At 74.7% G+C, this 23529-nt stretch carries 17 protein-coding genes and 1 pseudogene; 6 read left to right on the top strand and 12 right to left on the bottom strand.

Features of this window, described 5'->3' with window-relative positions; genetic code table 11:
• Positions 1–121 precede the first annotated feature (121 nt).
• Genes ACIBIW_RS23235 through ACIBIW_RS23225 form a run of 3 tightly spaced genes read right to left on the bottom strand, consistent with a single transcriptional unit; the run spans position 122 to position 3157 of the window.
• Positions 122–1729: a hypothetical protein gene (locus ACIBIW_RS23235; protein WP_399338905.1), complete on the bottom strand. Its 1608-nt coding sequence runs from the start codon at positions 1727–1729 to the stop codon at positions 122–124.
• Positions 1704–2465: a hypothetical protein gene (locus tag ACIBIW_RS23230; RefSeq protein WP_399338904.1), complete on the bottom strand. Its 762-nt coding sequence runs from the start codon at positions 2463–2465 to the stop codon at positions 1704–1706. Before ACIBIW_RS23230 ends, ACIBIW_RS23235 begins: the two co-directional genes overlap by 26 nt.
• A 35-nt stretch (positions 2466–2500) precedes the next feature.
• On the bottom strand, positions 2501–3157 hold the full coding sequence (locus ACIBIW_RS23225) for a hypothetical protein (RefSeq protein ID WP_399338903.1): 657 nt from the start codon (positions 3155–3157) through the stop codon (positions 2501–2503).
• 266 nt (positions 3158–3423) lie between these two features.
• On the opposite strand from ACIBIW_RS23225, the gene ACIBIW_RS23220 reads away from it, so the two are divergent.
• Entirely contained in the window at positions 3424–4098 is a 675-nt protein-coding gene (locus ACIBIW_RS23220; RefSeq protein ID WP_399338902.1) for a 4Fe-4S single cluster domain-containing protein, read from the top strand.
• Here the strand turns inward: ACIBIW_RS23220 and ACIBIW_RS23215 are convergent.
• On the bottom strand, positions 4073–5266 hold the full coding sequence (locus tag ACIBIW_RS23215; RefSeq protein WP_399338901.1) for a macro domain-containing protein: 1194 nt from the start codon (positions 5264–5266) through the stop codon (positions 4073–4075). The two genes, ACIBIW_RS23220 and ACIBIW_RS23215, sit on opposite strands and share 26 nt — an antisense overlap.
• Before the next feature lie 125 nt (positions 5267–5391).
• Here ACIBIW_RS23215 and ACIBIW_RS23210 point away from each other — a divergent pair, with 125 nt between their 5' ends.
• From ACIBIW_RS23210 to ACIBIW_RS23195, 4 genes are all read left to right on the top strand, one after another.
• Complete coding sequence (locus tag ACIBIW_RS23210; RefSeq protein ID WP_399338900.1) at positions 5392–7701, top strand: serine/threonine protein kinase; 2310 nt, start codon at positions 5392–5394, stop codon at positions 7699–7701.
• Positions 7698–9332, top strand: coding sequence for a hypothetical protein (locus ACIBIW_RS23205; RefSeq protein WP_399338899.1), 1635 nt, complete (start codon positions 7698–7700; stop codon positions 9330–9332). The genes ACIBIW_RS23210 and ACIBIW_RS23205 overlap by 4 nt, the downstream gene beginning before the upstream one ends.
• Before the next feature lie 55 nt (positions 9333–9387).
• A complete protein-coding gene (locus tag ACIBIW_RS23200) occupies positions 9388–11427 on the top strand; it encodes an AAA family ATPase (protein ID WP_399338898.1) in 2040 nt (679 codons plus the stop codon).
• Positions 11428–11719: 292 nt separating this feature from the next.
• Positions 11720–12145: an FHA domain-containing protein gene (locus tag ACIBIW_RS23195; RefSeq protein ID WP_399338897.1), complete on the top strand. Its 426-nt coding sequence runs from the start codon at positions 11720–11722 to the stop codon at positions 12143–12145.
• Between the two features lie 224 nt (positions 12146–12369).
• Here the strand turns inward: ACIBIW_RS23195 and ACIBIW_RS23190 are convergent.
• The 7 genes and pseudogenes from ACIBIW_RS23190 to ACIBIW_RS23160 all read right to left on the bottom strand — a co-directional run.
• Positions 12370–12537, bottom strand: a pseudogene (locus tag ACIBIW_RS23190) (disulfide bond formation protein DsbA); the annotation flags it as partial.
• A gap of 51 nt (positions 12538–12588) precedes the next feature.
• Entirely contained in the window at positions 12589–14298 is a 1710-nt protein-coding gene (locus ACIBIW_RS23185; protein ID WP_399338896.1) for an ABC transporter permease, read from the bottom strand.
• Positions 14282–15382 (bottom strand): ABC transporter substrate-binding protein, encoded by a 1101-nt coding sequence (locus ACIBIW_RS23180; protein ID WP_399338895.1) that lies wholly within the window; start codon positions 15380–15382, stop codon positions 14282–14284. Before ACIBIW_RS23180 ends, ACIBIW_RS23185 begins: the two co-directional genes overlap by 17 nt.
• A 15-nt stretch (positions 15383–15397) precedes the next feature.
• Positions 15398–16222 carry an enoyl-CoA hydratase/isomerase family protein gene (locus ACIBIW_RS23175; protein WP_399338894.1) on the bottom strand — a complete coding sequence of 275 codons (825 nt, stop codon included), beginning with the start codon at positions 16220–16222 and terminating at the stop codon, positions 15398–15400.
• Between the two features lie 64 nt (positions 16223–16286).
• Positions 16287–18458 (bottom strand): acetate--CoA ligase family protein, encoded by a 2172-nt coding sequence (locus ACIBIW_RS23170; protein ID WP_399338893.1) that lies wholly within the window; start codon positions 18456–18458, stop codon positions 16287–16289.
• Positions 18458–19282 (bottom strand): p-hydroxycinnamoyl CoA hydratase/lyase, encoded by an 825-nt coding sequence (locus tag ACIBIW_RS23165; protein ID WP_399338892.1) that lies wholly within the window; start codon positions 19280–19282, stop codon positions 18458–18460. Before ACIBIW_RS23165 ends, ACIBIW_RS23170 begins: the two co-directional genes overlap by 1 nt.
• Positions 19283–19338: 56 nt before the next feature.
• A complete protein-coding gene (locus ACIBIW_RS23160) occupies positions 19339–20502 on the bottom strand; it encodes an ABC transporter ATP-binding protein (RefSeq protein WP_399338891.1) in 1164 nt (387 codons plus the stop codon).
• Positions 20503–21276: 774 nt separating this feature from the next.
• Between ACIBIW_RS23160 and ACIBIW_RS23155 the strand changes: the two genes are divergently transcribed.
• Positions 21277–22242, top strand: coding sequence for a hypothetical protein (locus ACIBIW_RS23155; protein ID WP_399338890.1), 966 nt, complete (start codon positions 21277–21279; stop codon positions 22240–22242).
• Positions 22243–22285: 43 nt separating this feature from the next.
• On the opposite strand, the gene ACIBIW_RS23150 is transcribed toward ACIBIW_RS23155, so the two are convergent.
• Positions 22286–23122: a helix-turn-helix domain-containing protein gene (locus ACIBIW_RS23150; protein ID WP_399338889.1), complete on the bottom strand. Its 837-nt coding sequence runs from the start codon at positions 23120–23122 to the stop codon at positions 22286–22288.
• Positions 23123–23529 lie beyond the last annotated feature (407 nt).

Here is a 23529-nt window from a genome sequence, read left to right as displayed (position 1 = left end):
GGCGCCCCCGAGGTGGGGGGCGCGGCGCGCCGGGCGGCGGTGTGTCGGGCCACGGTTGTTGCCGGGCCCGGTGTGTCGGGCGGCGAGTTCTGTGGGACGGCCCTGGCCCGCCGGGCCCGTTTCAGCCGGTCTCGCCCGCCGGTGCGGCGGGCAGTGGCGGCGGCAGCAGGGGCCGGTTGCGCGAGAGGCGCATCGCCGACTCGGTCAGGGCGGGGTCCCTCGCACCCGCCATCACCCCTTCCAGGTACTCGTGGGCGGCGGCCTCGTGGAGTTCACGGGTCGCGGCGATCAGTTCGTCCGTGGCGTCCCTGCGGTCCTGCTGCCGTGACTCGGCGGTCTCCGTGACGCTGCGGGCCCGCTCCGTGGCGGCGATGCTCTCCTCGCGCCGCCGCCCCAGCTCCGCGTGCCGCTCCACGGCGGAGCGGAAGGCGTCGAGCAAGGGGTGCTCCCTGAACAGCCCGAGCAGCAGCCCGACACCGCCGGAGAGCAGCAGCAGCGCGGTGAACAGCCAGGTCACCGTCTGGGACGACAGGTGCAGGTTGTCCACCAGGGTCCCGGTGGAGCCGGACGGGTCGTCGAGCCCGCGGAAGCCATCGGCGCCGTCCGCGGGCGGTACCGGAGTGTCGTGCTGGAGCACGTACTTGGCGCGCAGGGTGCCCAGCGCCCACGTCAGGCCGGCCCACACGCCGAGCAGCGAGAGCGCAGGAACCCAGCCGGACCGGGGCGAGCCCGTGCCCGCGCGCCAGCGCAGCATGTGCCCCGCCAGGTGCGGGACGGTCAGCATGATGACCGCGGAGGACACCGCGAGCGTGCCGGACAGCAGGTCCCCGCCCGAGCTGCCGACGCCGTGGAAGGGCTGGTACGCGACCCAGTAGACCGGCACCTCCACGGCCATGACGACGAGCAGCAGCGCCCAGGTCAGCCACCGGGGCAGCCCCGGGCGGGTCTGCAGGCCCTCCCAGCCGAACGCAGAGGCGCTGTCGCGGGTCTCCTCGCGGGCGGCACGGTACTCGTCCCACAGCGGGGCGGGGGTGTCGGTGTCGTCGTCCGCGCCCTTCGTGGACACCGCGACCCAGTCGTCGCCGTCGGGCTCCCCCGCACCCGCACCCACCGCCGACTGCCCCTGAGGGGGTGCCAGGGGGCTGTCGGGCGCCGGTGTGCCGGGCGCGTCGGGGAAGCGGGTGCGCAGCCACCGCTCCTCCATCCGCTCGCGGAGCCGGTCGCGGAAGCGCAGCCAGCGCGCGGACCTGGAGGCGAGCAGGTCGAGTTGGCGCCTGGCCGCCTCGATGTCACGGCGGGCCTCCCGCAGCCGCTCGTCCAGCAGCCTGGTGTCGCGCTCGCCCGAGGCCACGTCGGACGCCGCCTGGGCGTCCCGTACCCGGGCGGCGTTCTCCCGGTCGCTCAGCTCCTGCTCCCACCGGTGGACGAGCGAGTCCCGTACGGAGGCGAGGGTGCCGAAGTAGGACACCAGGTCGCCGCCGCCCAGCACCCAGGGGTCGAGGGTGCCGCGCCGCGCCGCCCGGCGGCCCCGCTTGTTGGCGGTGCGCAGCAGGGCGCGCTCGGCGGGGTCGGTGTGCACGAGGGGGCGGTGCGCGCCCGGTGCCCCGGGTCCTGGGGCGGGGCGTGGCCCCGGGGCGGTCCGCCCTGGCAGGCCCGTGAAGGGGGCGCGGCGGGTGAGCCTGCGCCGCCGCGGCTGTGGTTCGTCAGCTCCGGTATGCGTTGTCGACATGGGCCTCGGCCCTCCCTTCGAGTGCTTCCGTCCAGAAGGAGTCGAAGTCGTCGGCCTCGCTCGGCTTGGCCTTGTACTGCATGCCGAGCCCGACGGGCAGGACGTCCATGCCCTTGATGCCGGGCAGGCCTCTGGCGCGTACGAGGGTGTCGACGACGTCGGTGCGTGCCGCCTTGGTGGACAGGTCGTGGTGGGACAGCGCGAACTCGGGGTCGGCCTGGTCGAAGTCGCTCACGACGAGCAGCTTCGGGGTGGGGTCCGACGGCACCGTCTCGCCGATGCGGGCGAGCGCGCCCCAGACGTCGGAGCCGTTCTGGGTGCGGGCGCACTTGAGTTCGGCGAGCGCCGCGACGGCGGCGGTCTGCCTGGCCCTCGCGCGCAGCGCCTTCTGGTCGGTGGTGGCCTCGTGGGGCGGGTCGAGGTCGACCCGGTCCTGGCGGCAGGACGAGCTGCGCGAGGAGCGGGTGACGGGGGCGAAGTCGAGCGTTCCGCACTTCTGTCCTGTGAGGAAGTCGACGAGGGTGTCCTTGAGCTTCGCCTCCGAGTCGAAGCCCTCCTTCACCGCGGCGGCCGAACCCGAGCCGTCGACGACCACCCCGCAGGGGGTGTCGAGGGAGTCCTCCTGCTTGCTGCAGGAGACGACGCAGAGCCCGCACAGCAGCGGGAGGGCGACGGCGAGCCGGCGGGCGGCGCGCAGGGAGGACCGGCGGCCGGTCCTGGCTGAGTGGTGGGGCACGATGGCGTTACCTGCCTTCCTGGGTCCGGGGCCGGTCATCCCCTGCGGGCGCCGCTCGCGGTGTCGCGTCCGCGCGCCCGGCCGGGGCCGCCGTGTGCGGACTGCTGGTCGAGGATGTGCAGCGCGTCGGCGACGGCGGACGTGTCGGCCCCGCGCCGGGGCCCGTCCTCGGCGTACCAGCGGTCGCTGACGAGCGCGTCGTCGAGGTGGGTCCATGTGTGGTCGAGGACGGCCTCGCCGGGGAGCCGGCCGGTGGGGCGGGCGCCGCTGACGTCGTCGTCGCGCCGGGCCCCTGCCCAGGCCGCGTCCCAGTAGCAGGCGGTCAACTGGTTGGTGGCGTCGAGGTGTTGCTGCGCGCGCTGGCGGCAGACCGTGGCGGCGGCGCGCCACTCCCCCACCATCTGGCCGTAGCGGGCGAGCGCGGCGGGGGCCGGCTCGCCGCGCAGGGTGTACTGGGCCACCACCCGCACCGACTCGGCCTGGATGCGCACGAGCAGCGCGCGGTGCCGTGCGAGCGTGCGGGTGCGCAGCCGCACGGTGCGCCGCCTCGCCCGCATCCGCAGGCCGAGCACATAGGGCGGCAGGGTGTCGTCCTCGGGCGTGCCTCCCGCCGTCTGCGCCAGGAAGGCGCGCAGGCCCGCGGAATCCCGGCGGCCGTGCCATCGGGCGCGGGCCGCAGGCAACCAGGGCACCCGAACACCTATTCCAGCATTATTGATCATTGTGAATGACCCCCCGTTCTCGCGCACATCCGTAGCGGAAAGCGCGGCGATGCCCGGAAGAGTAACGGAGCGTCCGCCGCCGCGGGACGGGCGCGGGAAAGGGAATTGATCGTTCTCGGCGGGGGTCCGGAAAACAACCGGATACCGCCCAGCGGATAGCCGAAAACAGGCCCTCGCGCAATTGCGGGCGCACCGGAACGCACTTCATACTCCCAACGGTGCGAGGAGGAGATGCCGTGGAATTGCGCCTTGCGGGGACGCACTATCCGCTGGAGACGCTGGGTCCTGGAAAGCGGTTCGGCGTCTGGTTCCAGGGGTGTTCGCTGGCCTGTCCCGGATGCATGTCCCGGCACACCTGGGACCGGGCGGCGGGCAGGGCGGCCGAGGTGTCCGACGTGCTGGCGCGGTGGCGGGACGCGCTCGACGACGGTGCGCAGGGCATGACGGTCAGCGGTGGCGAGCCGCTTGAGCAGGCGGAGGCGCTCGCCGCGCTGCTGGCCGGGGCGGCGCGGCTGCGCGACGGGGCCCGGCGCCACGAGGGGGGCGCCGGGGCCGGGCCCGACCTGCTGGTGTACACGGGCCACGAGCCCGGGGAGTTGACGCGGGGGCGGCGTGCGGCGCTCGGATGCGCGGACGCGGTGGTGGTGGGCAGGTTCCGGGTGGCGGAGCCGACCCGCCTTGCGTGGCGGGGCTCGGCCAACCAGCGGATCATTCCCCTGACACCGCTCGGTGTCGTCCGCTACGCCCCGTATCTGGCGCGGGGGGCCGAGGGCCCGCGGTTGCAGGTCGTCAGGGACGAGGACGGCCTCATGCGGCTGCACGGGGTGCCGCTGCGCGGTGAACTCACCGCGCTGGAAAGCCGGTTGCGGCAGGCCGGGGTGGTGCTCACGGGGCGGAGCTGGCGGCCATGATCCGGCGTGCGCGGCTCTCGTCGAGCGCGACGAGCAGCACCGACCAGGAGGGGTCGCGGCGTAACTCCTCCCTGACCGCGTCGAGCAGGCACCGGGCGCCGGTGTCGACGGGCAGGCCGCCGCGCCCGGTGCCGAGCAGCGGGAAGCAGATGGAGGCCATCGGCACGGACAGCAACACGGCCTCGCGGCGGGCCAGTTCGAACGAGGCGCGGACCGCCTCGGCCAGCACGGCGGGTGTCACGTGGTAGCGGTCGCCGTCGCCGACGGGGGTGGCGACGGCGGCGTGGTGGATGCGCCGCACACCCTGCGCGGACAGGGCGCCGGACGAGGTGGCGACGACCGTGCCGGGCCGTACCGGACTGCCGGTCAGCCCGTGGGTGCGCAGCCAGACGCCGAGTTCGCGGGCGAGGACGTCGTCCGCGATCGCGCCGGAGGCGTCCCGCAGCGCGGCGGCGCGGCGCAGGGCGCCGGAGACGGTGGGGCGGAAGGTCCTGGACATCTCCAGGTAGGTGTTCTCCGAGGAGACGAGGACGTCCACGTCCCGCACCTGCTCGATGGGCGAGACCCGGACGGTGATCCGGCCCGCGGGCACGGCGGGCGCCGCCGCGGGCACGGCGGCCGGGCGCCGTCCCGGCGGGCGTACGGGCGCGCCGGGGCAGCCGGGCGCCGCGGAGGCGGGCGCGGCGGGCGCCGGGGGCATGTGCTGGAGGACGACGCCCGAGGTCCCGCGCCCGGCCCGCTCCCCCGCGGCGGTCTCCCGGGCCAGGGCGAGGACGGCCGCGGCGAGTTCGTCGACGACGTCGTGCTCCTGGCTCCTGCGGAAGCGCTCGGTGCTCACGCCGTAGACGGCGGCGGCCGCCTTGCGCCGGTCGCTGCCGGGGACGCCGCGGCGCGCGGGGAAGATCCCGAAGGAGTGGGCGGCGGCGCGGGCCAGCGGGTCGCACGAGTCGTCGTCCCGCACGGGCCGGCCGCCCGCAAGCCGCCGTACCGCCTCGCCGAGCAGTTCCTCGATACCGCTCTGCTCGTCCTCGGCGCCGGTGCACAGCCGGGCCGCGACGGCGGCGTCGCGCAGCGCCTGCCTGGTGCAGCGCCGCAGCCCGGGAAGCCCGCGGCGGCGCAGCTCCCTGAGTTCGGCGACGACGCTCTCGTGCGGGGGCAGGGTGGGCATAGCGCGCATCGTAGCCCCGCGCGTGCGCCCGCCCAAGGTGCCGCGGAGGCCGCCCCGTTGCCCCGCCTGTGCCGCCCGCACCGCCCCGCTTGTCCCCCCGCCGTGTTCGCCCGGAAGGCCGGAAGATGACGACGCCACCCACCGATTTCTACGCCCCCGAGGACGGGGGGATCACCGATGCCCGCCTCGTCGAGACGCGCCCGGTCCTGGACGGTGTGCCGGACGAGCTGTCGCGGCGCTTCGAACGTGTCGCCGTACTGTCCGCGGCGCGGCGGCCCGCGGAGGCCGTGGTGCTGCGGGTGCGCGACCTGACGGGCCGTCACGGGGCGGTGCCGATCCCCCTGGTGCTCAAGTGGTACCACCGGATGCACGCGCCGGGCCCCGACGTCGAGCGCGCGGTGCGGGAGCTGGCGCAGCCGACCACCCCGCATCTCGAACGGCTGTTGGAGACCGGCGAGGCGCACGGCCACCCCTGGCACCTGTACTGGTCGCACGGCGAGGAGACCCTGGAGGCGTACCGCGCCGACCACCCGGAGGGGCTGCCGCCCGAGGCCGTCGAGTCCGCGGTGCGCCAGCTTTACGGCGCCGTGGCCGCGCTGCACGGACGGGGTGTGGTGCACCGGGACATCACCCCCGACAACGTCATGGTGCACAGCCGCCACGGCGACAGGGCCGATCTCGTCCTCATCGACTTCGGTGCCGCCGTGCACCGGCCCGACGAGGCGCTGGAGCGCCGTACCGACTGGCGCGGCAAGCCCCTCTATCTCGCGCCGGAGGCGGGCCTGCTGCGGCAGACCGTGTCGGAGGCGGGCGACTGGTGGTCGCTCGGCATGGTCGTGGCCCAACTCGCCCTCGGCAAGCACCCCGTGGACTTCCGGCGGGACGAGGAGGTGCTGGCGGAGATCGCCACGCACGACCCGGACCTCACGGGCATCGGGCACCGCAGGACACGCTCGCTCTGCGAGGGACTGCTCACCCGTGCCCCCGAGCGGCGCTGGGGCGCCGCACAGGTGCGTGACTGGCTGGACGGCAGGGCGCCCGCGGTCGCGCCGCGCACCGGCGGCCGGGTACTCCCCGACCAGGACCCGCGCCCCGAGATCCGCCCGTTCCCCTTCATGGGAAGGGAGTTCACCGGCACGGAGCGGCTCGCGCTCGACCTGGACCACTACCACGGCGCGGCGGCCCGGATGCTCGCCGACCACGACGCCAGGGCCGAACTCGTCGCCTGGCTCGGCCAGTTCGAGCACGTCGGCGGCCGCGGCCCGCAGGAGCTGCGGGACCTCGCGGAGCTGCGGGCCGAGCTGGAGCAGCCGCCGTCCGCCGGGGGCGTGGTCAGGCTGCTGAACTGGCTCGGTCCTGGGCTCGACGTCTCCTGGCACGGCGTGGGCCTCGACACGCGCGGCATACGCGGGCTGTGCGCCGCGGCCAGGGACGGCGGCGCCGACGCGGTCGCGCTGGTACGGCACCTGGCGGACCACCAGGACGTCCTGCCGGGGCTGGCCGGGCGCCCCGGCGGCCAGGGCCTCGACGAGACCGACAGCGCGTGGCGTGCCCTGCGCGCCCGGTGGCGGCCCGTCACCCAGGAGCTGCGGCGCCACGAGGCGCGCGGTGTGCCGCGCGCGCGTGCGGCGCTCGAACGGGGCGTGGTGGTGGACGCCTGGCTCCTCCAGCTCGCCCGCGAGCCGGAACGCACCAGGAGCCTGCTGGCCGACGCGCTGCGGCGCACCCGGGCCGCGCTGCCCGCCCGGGTGCCCTGGTTCGACGCCCTGCTCACCGACCACGAGGACGACGTACGGCTGCTGAGCGCCCATCTGCTGACGGGGCAGGCCGTGGCGGAGGCGGAGGACCGCAGACAGCGGCGCGTCGTCGAGGAGTACGAGCGGATGCTGGCCACCGACCAGGACGGGATCGTGGCCGTGCTGCGGCGCCTCGACCGGCCGCCCACGCTGGGCTGGGCGCTGCTCGGCGCCACCGTCGTCACCGCGCCGTGGGGCTTCGTCACGGGCCTGGCGGACGTGCTGGGCCGCGCCTCCCAGGGCGACGTCGTCACGGCCTGGCTGTTCGCGCTGCCCGCCGCGGCGTTCGTGTGCGCGGTGGAGCTGTGGACCGCCGTCTACATCGGCCCGCCGTTCTACCATCCCGACCGGTCGCTCGCGGGGCTGCTGATCCGCAGCGCGGAGCGCCCCGCCCGGCTGGCCCGCCGCGGCGCAGGCCGCTTCGTCGCCGCCGGGCTGCTGCTGCTCGCCGTCTACCTGGCGTACCGGGCGCTCTCGACGGTGCCGTGGCTGTGGCCGCTCGCGTCGTCCGTCGCGGTCGCCGCGTGGAGTGTCAGGCGCTGCTGGGTCTGGCGGCGCCGACGGCGCGGGCACCGGGAGCGGCGGGCGGCGCACCGGCGGGCACCGGCCGGGCGCGGTGCGGCGGGAGGCGCGGCATGAGCATGGGCGTCGCCTTTCCCTCGATCACCTCGATCGCGCCCTCCGTGGACTTCGCGCCGCCCCCGCCGGTCGCCGCGCAGGCGCTGCCGCACACCGGAGTGGTCCACCCGGGCGACGTCGCGGGCCATCTCCACGCGCACGGCGCGGACCTGGCGGGCCAGGCCGCCCACCACGCGGCGGACGCCGCGGCGCAGGTGCTCGGCTCGCTCAGCGGGGTGCTGCTCGCCGGGCGGGCGGCGCTGCTCACCACCCGGGTGCTGGCCGCGGCGGCGGTACGGGCCGCGGACGAGCAGCGCTGCCTCGAACGGCAGCAGCGGGTGGCCGCCACGGCCGCCGAGCAGTGGGAGGCGGCCGCGTTCGCCGCCGTGAGCTGCAACGCCCGCAGGCGGGTCCTGCGGGCGCGGGTGGCGCGCGCCGGGCGGGCCCCCCACGGCCCCGCGGGGCCGCCGCCGGTCCCCGACCTGCCGCCGCCGCTCGAACCCGTCGGGGCGCGGCTGTGCGACGCGCGGCAGCAGTTGGCCGGGGCGGAGGAGCGGTTGCGGGCGGCCGAGGAGCGGCACGCGGCGTGGGAGCAGCGGCGCACCGCCGCGCTGCTGCGTCTCGACGACGGGGGCGGGGCGGACGACGACTGGCGGCGCGGCCTGCGGGACGCGCGGCGCAGGGCGCTGGAGCGGCTGGCGGCGGAGCGCGGCGCCGAGGACGGGCGGGCGGAGGCGCCCGAGGGGGCCGGGGGGCCGCTGCCCGGCTCCTTCGGCCCCGGCGAGGTCGGCCGGCTGGGCGCGGAGATCCTCGGCGGTCTCGACCCGTACGCCGCCACGGCGACCGCGGAACTCGCCCAGGCCGCCGTCGGGCACGCCGTACGCCGCGCGGCCGACGAGCCGTCGCGGGCGCGCAACCACCTCGTCGAGGCGCGGAAGTTCGTACGGGACGCCAACCGGGAGGCGCGCGAGACACGCGCGGCACAGGAACGGGCCGCACGGGAACTCGACTTCCTGGAGTACGAGACCGGGGAGGGCGTGGCGGACCTGCCCGTGGCGCCGGACGCGCTGGCACTGCTGCGGCGGACCCTGGACGACGGCGCCCCGCTCACCCGGGCGGAACGCGACCTGGTCGCACGCCGGGTGGAGGAGCGCCGGGACGCGCTGGAGGCGGTCTACCTCACGCAGCAGTGCGCGGGCGCCGTCGCGGAACTGGCGAGGCGCTTCGGCGGACCGGCCGGGGCGCAGTGGCCCGAGGGGCAGGAGATCCGTCTCGACTGGGTGCCGGACGGCTGGGAGCCCGGGCACTGGCTGCGGGCGACCGTGGTCGGCGGCGTCCTGCGGGTGGCGACGATGTACCAGGACACGGCCGGGGAACGGACGCCGGGCCAGCGCGCCCTGGACGACACCCGCTGCGCGCAGACCAGGCGGCACCTCGCCGACTTCGAGGAGATCACCGGGGCGGCGGGACTGGGGCTCGCGTTCAGGGTCGAACGCGCCGAGGGGGCGCTGCCGGGCGTGCTCGGCGAGGACGCCGTACTCCTCGACGGGCTGCTCGACGACGCCCTCGGCGCGGATGCCCGGCGGCAGGCCGCGACGCGGGACGCACGCGGGTACCGGACCCGGACCGCGGACGGCGGCGCAGGAAGCTGAACACACCGCACGGCCGGACGGCCGCCGGGGAGACCGGCACACCCAGGGGGGAACGATGCGTCTGTCCAAGGAAGACCGGCTGCCGAACTTCGTCGAGGAGTTGATCGGCACGCTCGGGGTGCACGCGCAGTACGTCCTGCACGGCAACATCCGCGATCTGCACCTGGTGCGGCGGCGGGGCCGTGACAGCTTCCACCCGCTGCTCGACGTGCTGTGGAACCCGCTGCGGGAGATCGGCTACGAGGCGCTGGTCCTCTGCGACCAGGTGCGCGGCTTCCACGTGGCGCAGGCCGGCGAGGGCAGGACGCAGGCCGCCGTGCAGGAACTGCTCCAGGGGGCCAGGGAGTTCCCCGGCCAGACGGCGGGTCAGCGCCGTGCGGCGCTTGAGCAGCTCAGGAACGTCACCACCGGCTGGGCCGAGCAGCGGCGCGAGACGGTGCGCGACGGGCGCCCGCTGCCGCCGCTGCGGGTGGCGCTCGTGGTGGAGCACGCCTCCCGGCTGCTCACCGACCCGTCCAGACCGACCCCGGACGAGCGGGACTTCTTTCTCGCCTGCCTCAAACTGGCCCACGGGGCCGACCCGTTGCGGCCGGGGCCGCAGGTCCCCGGGACGGCGGCGAACGGGACGGCCAGGTTCAACCCGGTGATCTGGGTGGCCGACGGGGAGCGCGACGTGCCCGGCTGGCTGGTCTCCGGCAGCGAGCGGATACGCGCGGTCGCGGTGCCCGAGCCCGACGCGGACGAACGCACCACGATGGCCCGGCTGTTGGGCGAGCGCTACCACCGCTACCCGGGGACCGACGAGCCCGGGGCGCCCTCCTCCCCGCTCGGTCCCTCCCCTTCGGAGGCCGCGGGCGAGGAGCGGGCACGGGCCGTCGACGCCTTCACCCGGGCGGCCGCGGGCATGAGCCTGCGGGCGATGGAGGGGAGCGTACGGCTCGCGCGCTCCCGCGGGATGCCGTTCGCCGCCATGCCGGACGCCGTGCGGATCTACCGGCTCGGGGTGGAGAAGAACCCGTGGGGCCGCGACGAGTTGCGCCGCCGCATCCTGCGCGGTGAGGACCCGGGCGACAAGGACTCCATCCCCAACCGGGTGCTGGGCCAGGAGGCGGCGGTCGCGATGACCCTCGACATCCTCAAGCGCGCCGCGCTCGGCCTGTCGGGCGCCCAGGCGACAAGTCCCGGGCACCGGCCGCGCGGGGTGCTGTTCTTCGCGGGGCCGACAGGCACCGGCAAGACGGAGCTGGCGAAGTCGGTGGCCTCGGTGCTCTTCGACAGCGACCAGGCGTATCTGCGCTTCGACATGAGCGAGTTCTCCGCGGCCCACTCCGCGGACCGGCTCGTCGGCGCGCCACCGGGCTACGTCGGCTTCGAGGCGGGCGGCGAACTCACCTCGGCGGTACGGGAGAACCCCTTCCGCGTCGTCCTCTTCGACGAGATCGAGAAGGCCGACAAGGGCATCCTCGACAAGTTCCTCCAGGTCCTTGAGGACGGCAGGCTCACGGACGGGCAGGGCATCACCGCGTACTTCAGCGAGTGCGTGCTCATCTTCACCTCCAACCTGGGGGTGCAGCGCACGGACCCGGAGACCGGGGAGCGCGAGTGGATCGTCAGACCCGGCACGCCTTACCGGCAGTTGGAGGCGACGGTCAAGGACAATGTGAAGAAGCACTTCGAGCAGGTCATCGGCAGGCCGGAGCTGATGAACAGGATCGGCGGCAACGTGGTCGTGTTCGACTTCATCTCGGACCGGGTAGCCGAGCAGATTTTCGACCTCCAGATCCGCAACATCCAGCGGCAGTTGGAGCAGGGGCACCAGCTCGTCCTGCGGATCGAGGAGCCGGCCCGCGCCGCGCTCCTCGACCACTGCATCCGGGACAGGTGGAACGGCGGGCGCGGCATCGGCATGGTGCTGGAGACGCATCTGGTCAACCCGCTCGCCCGGGAGCTGTTCGCCGCGTCGGACATCGGTCCCGGCACCACGGTGGTGGTGACGGACGTGCGGGAGACCGAGAGCGGACGGGTGGACACGGCGGTGGTCTTCAAGAAGGGGGGTGTCGCCGGTGCGGGGGTCGGACGCGGACGACACGGATGACGCGGGGGGTGCGTGGGACGCGGTGGGCGACGACGCGGCGGCGGGCACGGCGCCCCCTGAAGGGGAGGTCCCGGGGTGGGAGGTCCCGGGGTGGGATGACGTCGAGGCGAACGAGCGGCTGCTCGACCCGACTCCCGCACCGGCGCGTCCCGCCCCGCGTCCCGCCCCGCCCGCCGTCGGCGCGCGCTGTGCGACCTGCGGCACGGTCGTCCCGTCCGGCATGGCCGTGTGCCCGGGGTGCCTCTCCCCGGTCGGGGCACCTGCGACAAGTGCGGTCCGGCCCGGGGCGCCCGTGCGCCCGCTGCGGCTGGTGTTCGACGGCGGCCATCTGGACGTGGCGCGCGGCGAGGAGCTGCGTCTCGGGCGCAGCAGGGGCTGGGCCCCGCGGGCGTACCGGCTGCTGGCGGACGAGACGTCGGTGTCGGCGCGGCACGCGACCGTCGTCCACACCCCGGACGGGGCGAGCTGGGTGACGGAGGTCCCGCAGGGCGCGAGCAACGGCACCCGGCTGAACGACCGTGTGCTGAGGCCGGGAAGCCGGGCGCGGATGCACGACGACGACCGGGTCTGGCTCGGTCCCCGGGTCAGCTTCACCGTCCACGGCGTCGGACGGGAGACGGGAGAAGCAAGGGAACCAAGGGAAGCAAGGGAGACAGGGGAATCCGGGGAAACGAGAGAAACGGGGGAAGCCGGAGGGACGAGGGAAAAGGGAGGCTGAATCCGCGCGGCGGCGGCCGTCACGTAAAAGACCGCGCGCCCTTTCGGAAAGCGCCGCGCGCGTTTCGCCCACCGGATGCGGAATATATCGACCCGCTTTTCCCTGCCGCCGGGGCCGGATGGAATCCCTCCGCAAAAGCGTCGGCCGCGGAAGGGGAAACCGGGGATTCCGGATGGGGCGGCATGGGGCGGCGGCGGGCGGTCGCCTCCGTCCGGTACGGGATGTCAGTCGAAGTTCAGCTCGCCCGTGCGGGTGCGCTTCAGTTCGAAGAAGTCCGGGTAATGGGCGAGCGCGCCGGCGCCGTCGAAGACACGGGCGGCCTCCTCGCCGCGCGGGATCGAGCCCAGCACGGGCCCGAAGAAGGCGACCCCGTCGATATGGAGGGCGGGGGTGGTGGCGGTCTCGGTCATACCGGCTCCTGGGCGGTCGTTGCGGGGCGGCGGTCAGAAGAGCGAGACGCGGCTGCGGCGGGCGAGCGCCGAGAGGACGCCCGCCACCAGCACCATGGCCGCCGTCCAGAGCACCCCGAACGCGGCGACGGTGGTGGTGCTCCCGTTGGACCACAGCTCGTACAGGGACACGGCGGCGACGGGGTGCTGGGGCGAGGCGAGGAACACCGGCATGGACAGCGCCCGCACCCCCTGCATGAAGACGAACAGGCCGCCCGTGACCATCGCGGGCATCAGCAGCGGCAGCACGATCCTGCGGAACACCGCAGGGTAGCGGGCGCCCGCGACCCTCGCCGACTCCTCAAGCGCTGCCTGGATCTGGATGGCGCCGGTGTACGCGTAGCGCATGGCGAAGGGCAGGAAGGTGATGAGGTAGCCGAGCGCCAGCACCCACACGGTGCCGTACAGCGGGACGGGCGAGGTCAGCCCGACCTGGGAGACGGCGAGGCCGACGACGATGCCGGGCACCACGAGCGGCAGGCTCATGAGCTGGTCGAGAAGCCTGCTCGCGGTGGCGCGGCGCACCACGAACCAGGCGACCAGGCTCGCCGCGAGACAGGACACCACGGCGGCGCCCAGACACAGCAGCAGGGTGTTCACGGTGCCCTCGGCGAGCGAGGGGGTGTGCACCGCGGCGGTGAAGTTGCGCAGCGTGAAGTGGAAGAGTGAGCCGTCGACGCCCTGGTAGACCGGCACCACCGAGACCCACACCAGCATGGCGAGCGGGACGGCGACCACGACGAGGAAGACCAGCGCGGAACCGGCCGCGGCCGGGTAGCGCCAGCGGCCGAGGTTGAGCGCCGCGGGCCGGTAGTGGGAGCCGGTGACGACCTGGTAGCGCTCGGCGCGCCTGGTGAGGGTGCCGTTCCACCACAGCAGCAGGCCCACCACCACCATGAGGCCCACCGACACGGCGCTCGCGCGCCCGTAGTCGGGCGGCATCTCCTGCTGGATCGCGGTGTACACCTGGGTGGTGACCACCTGGACGTTGCCCGGCAGGCCCACGATCGCGGGGACCTCGAACGCCTCCATGGAGCGGATCAGGGTGAGCAGCCCCACCGCGAGGACCGCGGGCCAGGCCAGCGGGATGGTGATGCGGCGGACCATGACGCCGATGCCGGCGCCCGACATCCGCGCGGCCTCCTCGAAGGCCGGGTTGGCCTGCTTCAGCGAGGCGGCGATCAGCAGGAACGCCATGGGCGACCAGACGAACCCCTCGATGAAGACCATCCCGACCAGGCTGTTCACATCGAAGATCGCCGGGTTGTCGGAGCCGGTGAGGGCGGCGAGCGCGGAGTTGACGAGGCCGCCGCGGCCGAGCACCAGCACCCATGCGATCACGTACACCAGGTACGGCATGCCGATGAGGGTGAGGGCTCCCGCGTAGGCGAGCCTGCGCAGCGGGGCGTTGGTGCGCTCGGCCACCCACGCCTGGAAGCCGCCGACGACGGTGGCGACGAGGGTGCTGCCCACCGCGAAGAGCACGGTGTTGAGGGCGGCCCGCAGGCTGTCGCCGTCGCCGAGGAGGTCGGCGTAGTAATGGGCGGTGAAGGAGATCGCACCGTCGAGCGAGACGGAGGTGACGCTGCCCATCACGAGCTGGTAGACCACGGGGCCCATCAGGGCCAGGAGCAGCACCAGGAGGACACCCACGGTGGCCCTGACGCCGCGTGTCGCCATGCCGGTCTCAGCCGTTGAGCTCATCGAAGATGTCCACCCACTTCGCGTTCTCCTTCTCGATGGCGTGCGGGGTGATCAGGTTGACCTTGAAGCCTCCGGTGTCCGGGGCGAGGCCGGGGTCGACGGGTTTCACCCTGGGGTCGGCCGGGATGTAGTCGGCCTCGCGGAAGATGCGCTGGCCGTCGGCGGAGAGGATGAAGTCGAGGAGCAGCCGGCCCGCGTACGGGTGCGGTGAGCCGGCCGTCAGGCCCATCGGGTTCAGCTCCTCGGAGGCGAAGCCGAGCGGTGCGAAGCCGACGGGGGCGCCGTCCTTCCTGCTGATCGCGACGTGGTTGTTGAAGACCTGGATGACCAGCGGGTACTGGCCCGCGATGGCCAGGTTGACGAGTTGCCGTGAACTGACCTGGACCACGGCCGGGTTCTGCTCGGCGAGCTTCTTGAGGTAGGCCATCCCGGCCTTCTCGCCCATGCCGCCGAGGACGTTGCCGATGAAGTCGGCGCCCCCGGTGGCCTCGGGGGTCCAGGCGAGCTGGCCCTTCCACCGGGGTTTGAGGAGGTCCTCGTAGGTCTTGGGCACGTCGTCGCCCTTGACCTGGCGGGTGTTGTAGGCGATGCCCTTGATGTAGATGTTGGCGGCGGTCCAGTAGCCGTCCTTGTCCTTGATCTTGGCGGGGTAGTCCGTGGCGGTCGGGGGGCGGTACTCGACGGAGGCGCCGAAGGACTTCAGGACCTCGGCGGCGTGGGCGCCGTCCCAGATGTCGGACTTCGGGGAGCGGGCGCGGGCCTCGGTGAGCATCTTGGTGGCGATCTCGGAGCTGCCGGCCCGGTAGTACTCCAGCTTGACGCCGGGGTACTTGGCCTCGAACGCCTTCTTCATGGGGATGACGAGCTGGTCGGGGATGAGCCCGGTGTACCAGGTGACGGAGCCCTCCTTCCTCGCCCCCCGGTACAGGGCGCGCTCCCTGGCGGGGCCCGTCAGCTTCTCGGTCTTCGCGAGCTGAGGGTCGGTTTTGGCGGCCGGGACCCGGGCGCCGGCGCCGAGGCATCCGGACAGGGCGAGCGCCGTGGCGAGGCCCGCCGCGGCGAGGAGTGGTATCCGTGTGCGCATGCTGCCTCCCTGGGGCTATCGTTCGGCGGGCGCGTGGTGCCCGGTGTCGTCCGGGTCCCGTGGGCGGGCTCTGGCGGCGGCGCGGTCGGCGGCCAGCAGGCTGCCCACCGCCGTGTCCGTCCAGGAGCCGGCCTCCACGGGGCCGTCGAGTGCCGCTCTGACCAGGTGCTTGGTGGCGTAGAGCGCGGGTCCCGGCAGGTCGGCGAGGCGGGCGGCCAGCGCCCGGGCCTCGTCGGTGAGCCGGTCGTCGGGGACGACCCTGGTGACCAGGCCCCAGGCGCGCGCGGTGGCCGCGTCCACGCTGTCGCCGGTGAGCAGCAGGTCCATCGCGCGGGACTCGCCGACGGCGCGCACCAGGCGGCGCAGTCCCCCGCCGCCGATGGTCATGCCGTGCCGGACCTCGGGGAAGCCGAGCCTGGCAGACTCGGCGGCGATCCTGATGTCGGCGGCGAGCGCGATGTCGAGGCCGCGGCCGAGCACATGGCCGTGCAGCGCGGCGACGACCGGGACGGCGCAGTCGGCCACGGCCCGCCCCAGGTTCTGGTGTTCGCGGTGCCAGATGCCCTGCTGCACGGAGTCGTACGCGGTCCGCTCGCCGCGGATGTCCTGCCCGGCGCAGAAGGACCGTCCCGCGCCGCGCAGCACCACCGCGCGCACCGCGGGCTCCTCGCTCGCCCAGCGGAACGCGTCGAGCAGCGCGGCGCGCATGCCGGGGGTGAGCGCGTTGTGCTTGGCGGGGCGGGCGAGCACCACGGTGGCGACGCCGTCGGCCTCCCCGGCCGCTGTGACCTCGATCTCGCCGCGTGGCTCGGCCGCGGGCGGTTCGGTGTGTGCGGGCATCGGCCCTCCTCTCGTACGGCCCGTCAGGACGGTGCGGCCCCAGGGGCCCGGCCCTGCTGCCGGGTCATGGCGCGGGTGCGGGCTGGTGCGGGGGCGCGGGGCGCAGCACGACCGCGTCGAGCGCGAGCGCTCCCGGCGCTCCCGCCCGTACCAGCAGCGGGTTGACCTCGGCGGACTCGACGATGTCGCCGAGGTCCGCGGCTAGGTCCGCCATCGCGCACACCGCGTCCGCCACCGCGTCCAGGTCGCAGCCGGGGCGGCCGCGCCAGGGCCCGAGCAGGGCGGCGGCCCTGGTGCGGCGCAGCGCGGCGAGCGCCTGGTCGCGGGTGCAGGGGGCGGGGGCGAAGGCGACGTCGCCGAAGAGTTCCACCGAGATCCCCCCGGCGCCGACCATCACCACGGGGCCGACCTCGGGGTCGCGGACGAAGCCGAGGACGAGTTCCACGCCCGGGGGTGCCTGCTCGGCGACGAGGAACCCCTCGGTGGGCTCGCCGTCCTCCGCGAGACCCCGGCAGGCGGCCTCGACGGCGTCCGGGTCCGGCAGGCCGAGGAGCACACCGCCGGTGTCGGACTTGTGGGTGCTCTCCCGCGAGACCCGTTTGACGACGTACGGCGCCCGGTGCCCGGCCGCCCAGGCGCGGGCACGCGCGGGGGTGTCGGCGTGGGTCTCCTCGGGGGTGGTGAAGCCGTAGTGGCGGATGAGGTGTTTCGCCTCGACCTCGGTGAGGTGTGCGGGCAGGTCGCGCAGCAGGGCGAGTGCGCCGTCCCGCCGCGCGGCCCGGCCCGTGGCGGGCGCGGGCGCGGCGGGCCCGGCGGCGCCGTTGGCGAGGAGCGCGCCCACCGTGGCGAGCGCCTTGTCGGTGCTCTGGAGGAAGGCGAGGTGCGGCAGGCGGCGGCGCAGCGCCCTGCCATGGCCGGTGACGGCGAGGGAAGCCATGGAGAAGAGCGCGACCGGCACGGTGCCGCCGACGGTGCCGCCGGGGAAGGCGGCGTCGTAGCGGGCGAGGGTGGCCTCCTTGCCCGGCTCTGGCCGCCCGAGCAACTCCTCCTGGAGCAGCACGAGTCCGACGTCGGGGTCGGCGGCGGCGGTCTCGGCGCAGCGGACCAGGACCCCGGCGTCGGAGAGCCCGGCGAAGCCGGAGTCCAGCGGGTTGCCGACGTCCATCTCGGGGCCGACGAGTTCGGTGAGGGCCCGCCGGGTGGCGTCGGAGAACGCGGCGAGGGGGACGCCTGCCGCGGCGGCGCCGTCCAGGACGAGTTCGCGCACACCGCCCGAGACGGTGATGACGGCGACCTTGCCGCCGGTCGGTGCGGGCACCCGGGACAGGAACTCGCATGCCTCGACGGCCTGGTCGATGGTGCCGACGCTGATCACACCGTGCGCGGCGGTGACCGCCTCGAAGGCGTCGAAGGAGCCCGCGAGGGCGCCGGTGTGGCTGCGCGCGGCGGTGCGTCCCGCCTCGCTGCGGCCGACCTTGAGGGCGACGAGGCGCTTGCCGCGGGCGGCGAGGGCGTCGCAGGCGCCGAGGAAGGCGTCCAGGTCGCGGACGCTCTCCACGAAGGCGGCGACGACGCGCACCCCGTCGTCGGTGGCGAAGTAGCGCAGGTAATCGGCGGTGGTCAGACAGGTCTCGTTGCCACTCGACACCATGTAGCGCGCGCCGATGCCGCGGCCGACCAGGACCCGGTGCAGCGCGGTGACCACGCCGCCGCTCTGGCCGACGACGGCGACGGGCCCGTCCATGATCTCGCCGAGCCTGGAGTCGGTGGTGGTCACCATGGAGGCCGGTACGGAGATGTTGCCGAGGCAGTTGGGCCCCGACAGGGCCATCGCCGACCGGTCGGCCACGGCGGTGAGTGCGCTGAGCGGCGGGCCGCCCGCGTGGTCGCCGAAGCCGCTGGAGAAGATGGTCGCGCTGCGCACCCCGAGCCGGGCGCCGAGCCTGACGGTCTCCAGCGCGGCGGCGGCGGGTATCAGCACCACCAGGTGGTCGGGGGTCTCGGGCAGCGCGGCGAGGTCGGGGTAGCAGGCGGCGCCCCAGACCTGTTCGCGGCGCGGGTTGACGGGGTAGACGGTGCCGGCGTAGCCGAAGCGTTCGAGGTTGCCGCGGATGCGCTGCGGCCAGCTTCCGGGGCGGTCGCCCGCGCCGACGATCGCGACGGTGCGCGGGTGCAGCAGCGCGTGGACCCCCCGGCGGCGCGCGCCGTCGTCCGCGGGCCCGCCGCCGTGCGCCATCAGGCGTTCTCCCGGGGCGCGGGGCCGAAGCCCGGCCGGTACTTCTTGTCGAGGAAGCCCTGGATGCCGTCGATCTCGCCGCGCTGCGACTGCTTCCTGATGAGCTGGTCGCTCTTGGCGGTGAGCCAGGCCAGCGACTCCTCGGCGGAGAGCCTGCGCAGGTCGACGGACTTGAACGCCTCTTTGCACGCCGTCAGGGCGAGCGGGTCCTTCGCCCTGAGGTCGGCGGCGATGCCGTCGACGGTGTCCTTCAGTTCGGCGAGCGGCACCGACATGGTGGCGAAGCCGATACGGGCGGCGGTGGCCCCGTCGAACTGACGGCCCGTCAGGATGTAGTAGAGGGCCTGCTTGGGGATCATCGAGTCGGTGACGATCTTCGCGACCATGCCGCCGGGGATGTGCCCGAAGTTGATCTCGGAGAGCCCGAAGACGGCCTCGTCGGCGGCGACCGCGATGTCGCAGGAGGAGACCACGGTGAAGGCGCCCCCGAAGCAGTAGCCGTTGACCATCGCGATGGTGGGCTTGGGGAAGGGGTGCAGCAGCCGGTAGCGCCAGTCGTGGGAGTTCTGCCGGGCCTGGGCGCGGGCCCTGGGGTCGTCGCGGATGTCGTGGAAGTAGCGCTTCAGGTCCTGGCCCGCGCAGAACGACTCCCCGGCGCCGGTGATCACCAGTACCTGGGTCTCGTCGTCCACGGCGAGGTCGCGCAGCGCGTCCGACATCTCCTCGTGCAGCCGCGGGCTCATGGCGTTGCGCTTGTCGGGGCGGTTGAGGGTGACGGTGGTGACGCCCTTGGCCTTGTCGATCAGGATCGTCTCGTAGGACACGCGGATCTCCGTTCGTCGCGGTGGGTGTCGGGGACCGGGGGCCGGTGCGCCGGCCGTTACTCGACCGGCACCAGGGAGACCTTCCGCGGGTCGATCCGCAGGAAGACGTCGCTCTGGGCGGGCAGGGAGGTGGCGGGGGTGGAGCGGTTGCGTATCTCCAGGCCGCCTACGGCGACCACGTGGTCGATGGTGTCGCCGAGGAAGATCTGGGTGAGCACCCTGCCCGCCCACTCGTTGGGGACGGCGCCCCCGGCGCTCGCGGCGGCCAGTTCCACGTCCTCGGGGCGTACGGACACGATGACCTCGGCGCCCGGCGGGAGTGCCTGCTCCGGCCGCCGCATGCGCAGCGGCCCCGCGGCGGTGTCGACGTGCACCCAGCCGTCGCGCTGGGCGGCGACGGTGCCGCCGAAGAAGTTCGAGGTGCCGATGAACTCGGCGACGAACCGGCAACTGGGGTGGGCGTAGATGTCGCGGGGGCGGCCGGTCTGCACGACCTTGCCCGCCCGCATCACGGCGATGGTCGAGGACAGCGACAGCGCCTCGTCCTGGTCGTGGGTGACGTAGATGGAGGTGATGCCGAGGTCGCTCTGGAGCCGCTTGAGTTCGAGCCGCAGGGACTCGCGCAGCTTGGCGTCTAGGTTGGACAGCGGTTCGTCGAGGAGCAGCACCCGGGGCTCGGTGACGACGGCGCGGGCGAGCGCGAGGCGCTGCTGCTGGCCGCCGGAGAGCTTGGTGGCGGAGCGCTCGGCGAGGTGTCCGAGTTCCATGACGTCGAGCGCCCGGCGCACGCTCGCCTCGATTTCGGACTTCGAGGGCCGCTCGGCGCGTCTGCGGATCTGGAGCGGGAAGGCGACGTTGTCGAAGACGGTCATGTGCGGCCAGATCGCGTACGACTGGAACACCATGCCGAGCCTGCGCTCGTTGGCCTCCACGTTGACGGTGGCGGCGCCCGCGCGCCCGCCGGGCTCGGCGCTGAAGAGCACCCGGTCGTCGACGGTGATACGGCCCGAGTCGGGGGTCTCCAGGCCCGCGATGGAGCGCAGCGTGGTGGTCTTCCCGCAGCCCGAGGGCCCGAGGAGGGTGTAGAGGGCGCCCTCCTCGACCTCCAGGGAGACGTCGTCGACGGCGGGTGCACGCTCCGGCTCCCCCGCCGCCTTCCGCGCCCGTCTGCTCTTCTTCTCCGGCGCGTAGCTCTTCACCAGGTGGTCGACGCGCAGCATGGGTCCTCCTTCCATGGCGGGCGGCACGCCGCGGCGGCTGCGGGCGCGGCGTGGTGGATCGCGGCCGGGTGCGCGCGGCGGCGTGGCCGTGGGTGGCTCCGTGTGCCCCGCGGGCCGTGGGTGTACGGGGCGCGGGCGGGTGGCGGTTGGTGTCGCCGTCGAGGCGTGCCGGGTTCGCCTCGCGCGTGCTCGACGGTGCCGTCGGACCGGGGAGACGGGCGGTCTCCTGCCGTACCGGGTCTTGGTCGGGAAGATGGTCGACGCCTCGGACGCCCCGGCCGCGGCAGCCGGAGGGGACGGGGCCCGATCGCGCCTGCGGCCGGGTCGTGTCAGGGGTCCCGCCGCCGGAATCCGAACGCCCGGCGGTGGGTGCGTTCACGCCAGGTGACAGTAGTGTTGATGTATCCCGGCGTCTAGAGGTCTAACCAAATAACCTTTGCGGGTTCGCACAACACTCCGCGTCGACGCCTCCGTTGAACGGCGTACGGACCCTCCCCGCGCGCCCCGTGACCGGAACGCGCTCCCGCCCCAACTCCCTTTCTTCTAAGGTCTTTTCACGCGCCGTCGGCCACCGGCACCGTAACGACCAGCGCGTTCGCGCCGGACCCCGCCGATGGCGGCGAGGGAGCCGCGAGGAAGGTGCGCAAAGCTCTCAACTCCCCACCCCCACCGCCCTACACTGGCCACGGCCGCCGCACTCCCCCCACAGAACCGACGGAACCCCCCTCCCGTCCGTTCCCGCCCGTGTCCGCCGACCGCCGGGAGTCGGAATCGATGACCACACCCGCGCCACCGCACACGTTCCGCCCCGCCTACCATCCGGCGGGCCATGACACCGAGTTGCGCACGACACTGCGCGAGCTGCGCGAGGGCCGCTGGACGGCGATGCGGAGCCTGCTCGACGCCACCGCCGCGGCGCGCGACCCCGCCCGCTGGACGCGCCGCACCGAGGTGCTCGGCGCCGCCGTCGCGGGCACCGACCTCGTCGGCGCCTGGCGCTCCGCCGAGCCGCGCAGCGCGCCCGCCGCGGTGATGCACGGCCGGGTGGCCGTCGAGCGGGCGCTGCGCGCCCACCGCGCGGGCCACCGCCATGCGCACGCGCTGGGCCACCAGGCCCGCCAGGCGTGCCAGGTCGCCGCGGGCGCCGCGCCCGCCGACCCGGTGCCCTGGGTGTGCCTGCTGCGGCTCGCGGGCCTCGGCGGCGGGCGCGGCTCCGCGCCGCCTGGCGCGATGCTGCCGCCGGGGCCCTGGGAGCTGCTGGCGGAGGCCGACCGGCGCGACCGGTACAACCGCGAGGCGTACCACCGCATGCTCCAGTACCTGTGCTCCCGCGGCTCCTCCGGCTGGGCCGCCGACGCGGCCGACTTCGCGCTCTGGTCGGTGGCGGGCGCGCCCGGCGGCTCCCCGCTGCACGCCCTGCCGCTCCATGTGCGCGCGGAGCGGGCGCGGCGGCAGCCCTCGCTCGGGCCGCACTGGGGCACGGAGGTTGCCGCGCGGGAGGCGGCGGCCGCGCTCGACGGCTGGTTCGACCGCGCCGCGCAGCCCCCGGAGAACCTGTCCGACCTCAGCGTGCTCGCCCACGCCCTGTACACCGCGGGGCAGTTCCGCGGCGCCGCCCGGGTGTTCGCGGCCCTCGGCCCGTACTACACGCCCTGGCCGTGGGGCGAGGGCGCGGCGGCGACGGAGAGCTTCCTGCGGGCCAGGCAACGTTGTCTGACCGTCCCGCGCGAGCCGGTGTGAGGCGTGGGCGCCGGGCGGGCGCGGTGCGTGCGGCCCGCGTGGCTCACCAGGCGCCGCGGGCGGGCGGCAGCGGGGTGCGCGGCGGCCTCGCCACGATGGACACGGTGTCCATGGCGGCCTGGAAGGTGCGCACCACGTCGATGCCGTCGTGCACGGTGACCTCGGGGTGCAGCCCGCGCACCACGGCGCGGTCGGCGAGCGCGGGGTGCTCGAAGCGCATCAGCTCGGCGGGGCCGCTGGTCAGCAGCGGGTGCGGACCGCCGTCCGGCATCACCACCTGGACGGCGATGGGCGACATCGGGTCGGCCACCATCCGCGCCAGGGACTCGCGCTGCGCGCGCATCACCTGGGCGCCGCCGACCGGGCGGTTCAGCGCGGACTCCTCGATCAGCGCCCAGAGACGCAGCGGCCTGGGTCTTTCGAAGGCCCGTCGCTTCCGCTCGGCGAGCAGCTCTATGCGCCGCTCGGTGCGCTCCGCGGGCTCGCGCGGGTGGGTGAGGCGGAGCATGGCGCGGGCGTAGTCGGGGGTCTGGAGCAGCTCGGGGAGGACCTGGGGGGCGTAGACACGGATCATGTTCGCCGCGGACTCCAGGTCGATGGTGCCCTGGAGGTGGTCGGGCAGCACGTCGCGGAACTCGTGCCACCAACCGGGCTTGTTCGCCTCGTGCAGCACTTCCAGGACCCGTTTGATGTCCGGTTCCGCGGTGCCGTACGCGCGCAGCAGGCTCTCCACGTACACGTGCCGCAGCGCCGTCTCCGCGCTCTCCATGCGACGCACCGTGTCCTGGTGCACGCCGAGGCTCTGGGCGGCCCCGGCGAGCGACACGCCCGCCGCCTCCCTGCGGGCGCGCAGATCCGCCGCGGCCATGCGCAGCGCCACGGTGGGACCGGATCGCGGCCGGGACAAAGGGCTGCCCTCCTGTCGGCTGTTCGTCGCGGGTCCCATCCTCACCCACGCCGCCCCCGGGCGCTACCGCACCCCCGGTCGTGTCGGCGCGCCTTTCCCCGCTCCCACCACCGCTTTCCTCCGGGAGGGCGACCCCGCGCGGCGCGCGCCGCGCGTGCACACCCCGCCCTCCGCGCCGTCGCGCCCCCGCCTCCCGCCCCGGCTCCCCCGGATGGCGCACCCCCGCACCGCCGGGTACGCTTCCGCCCCCTTAGGTCGTGTCTTCAAAAGCCCGTCTGGTCGGGGCGGCCCGGCACGCACTCCCCCAGCCTTCGGCCGGGAGGTGCCCCCACGCCGCGTTGTCGTCGGTCGCCGACGCGCCGCGTCGACTCCCTCCTCCG

The sequence above is a fragment of the Streptomyces sp. NPDC050560 genome, from assembly GCF_044457285.1.
In the GTDB taxonomy this organism is placed as follows: domain Bacteria; phylum Actinomycetota; class Actinomycetes; order Streptomycetales; family Streptomycetaceae; genus Streptomyces.
Note: the sequence above shows the minus strand (reverse complement) of the source record. Positions and strands in the feature narration are given on the sequence as shown.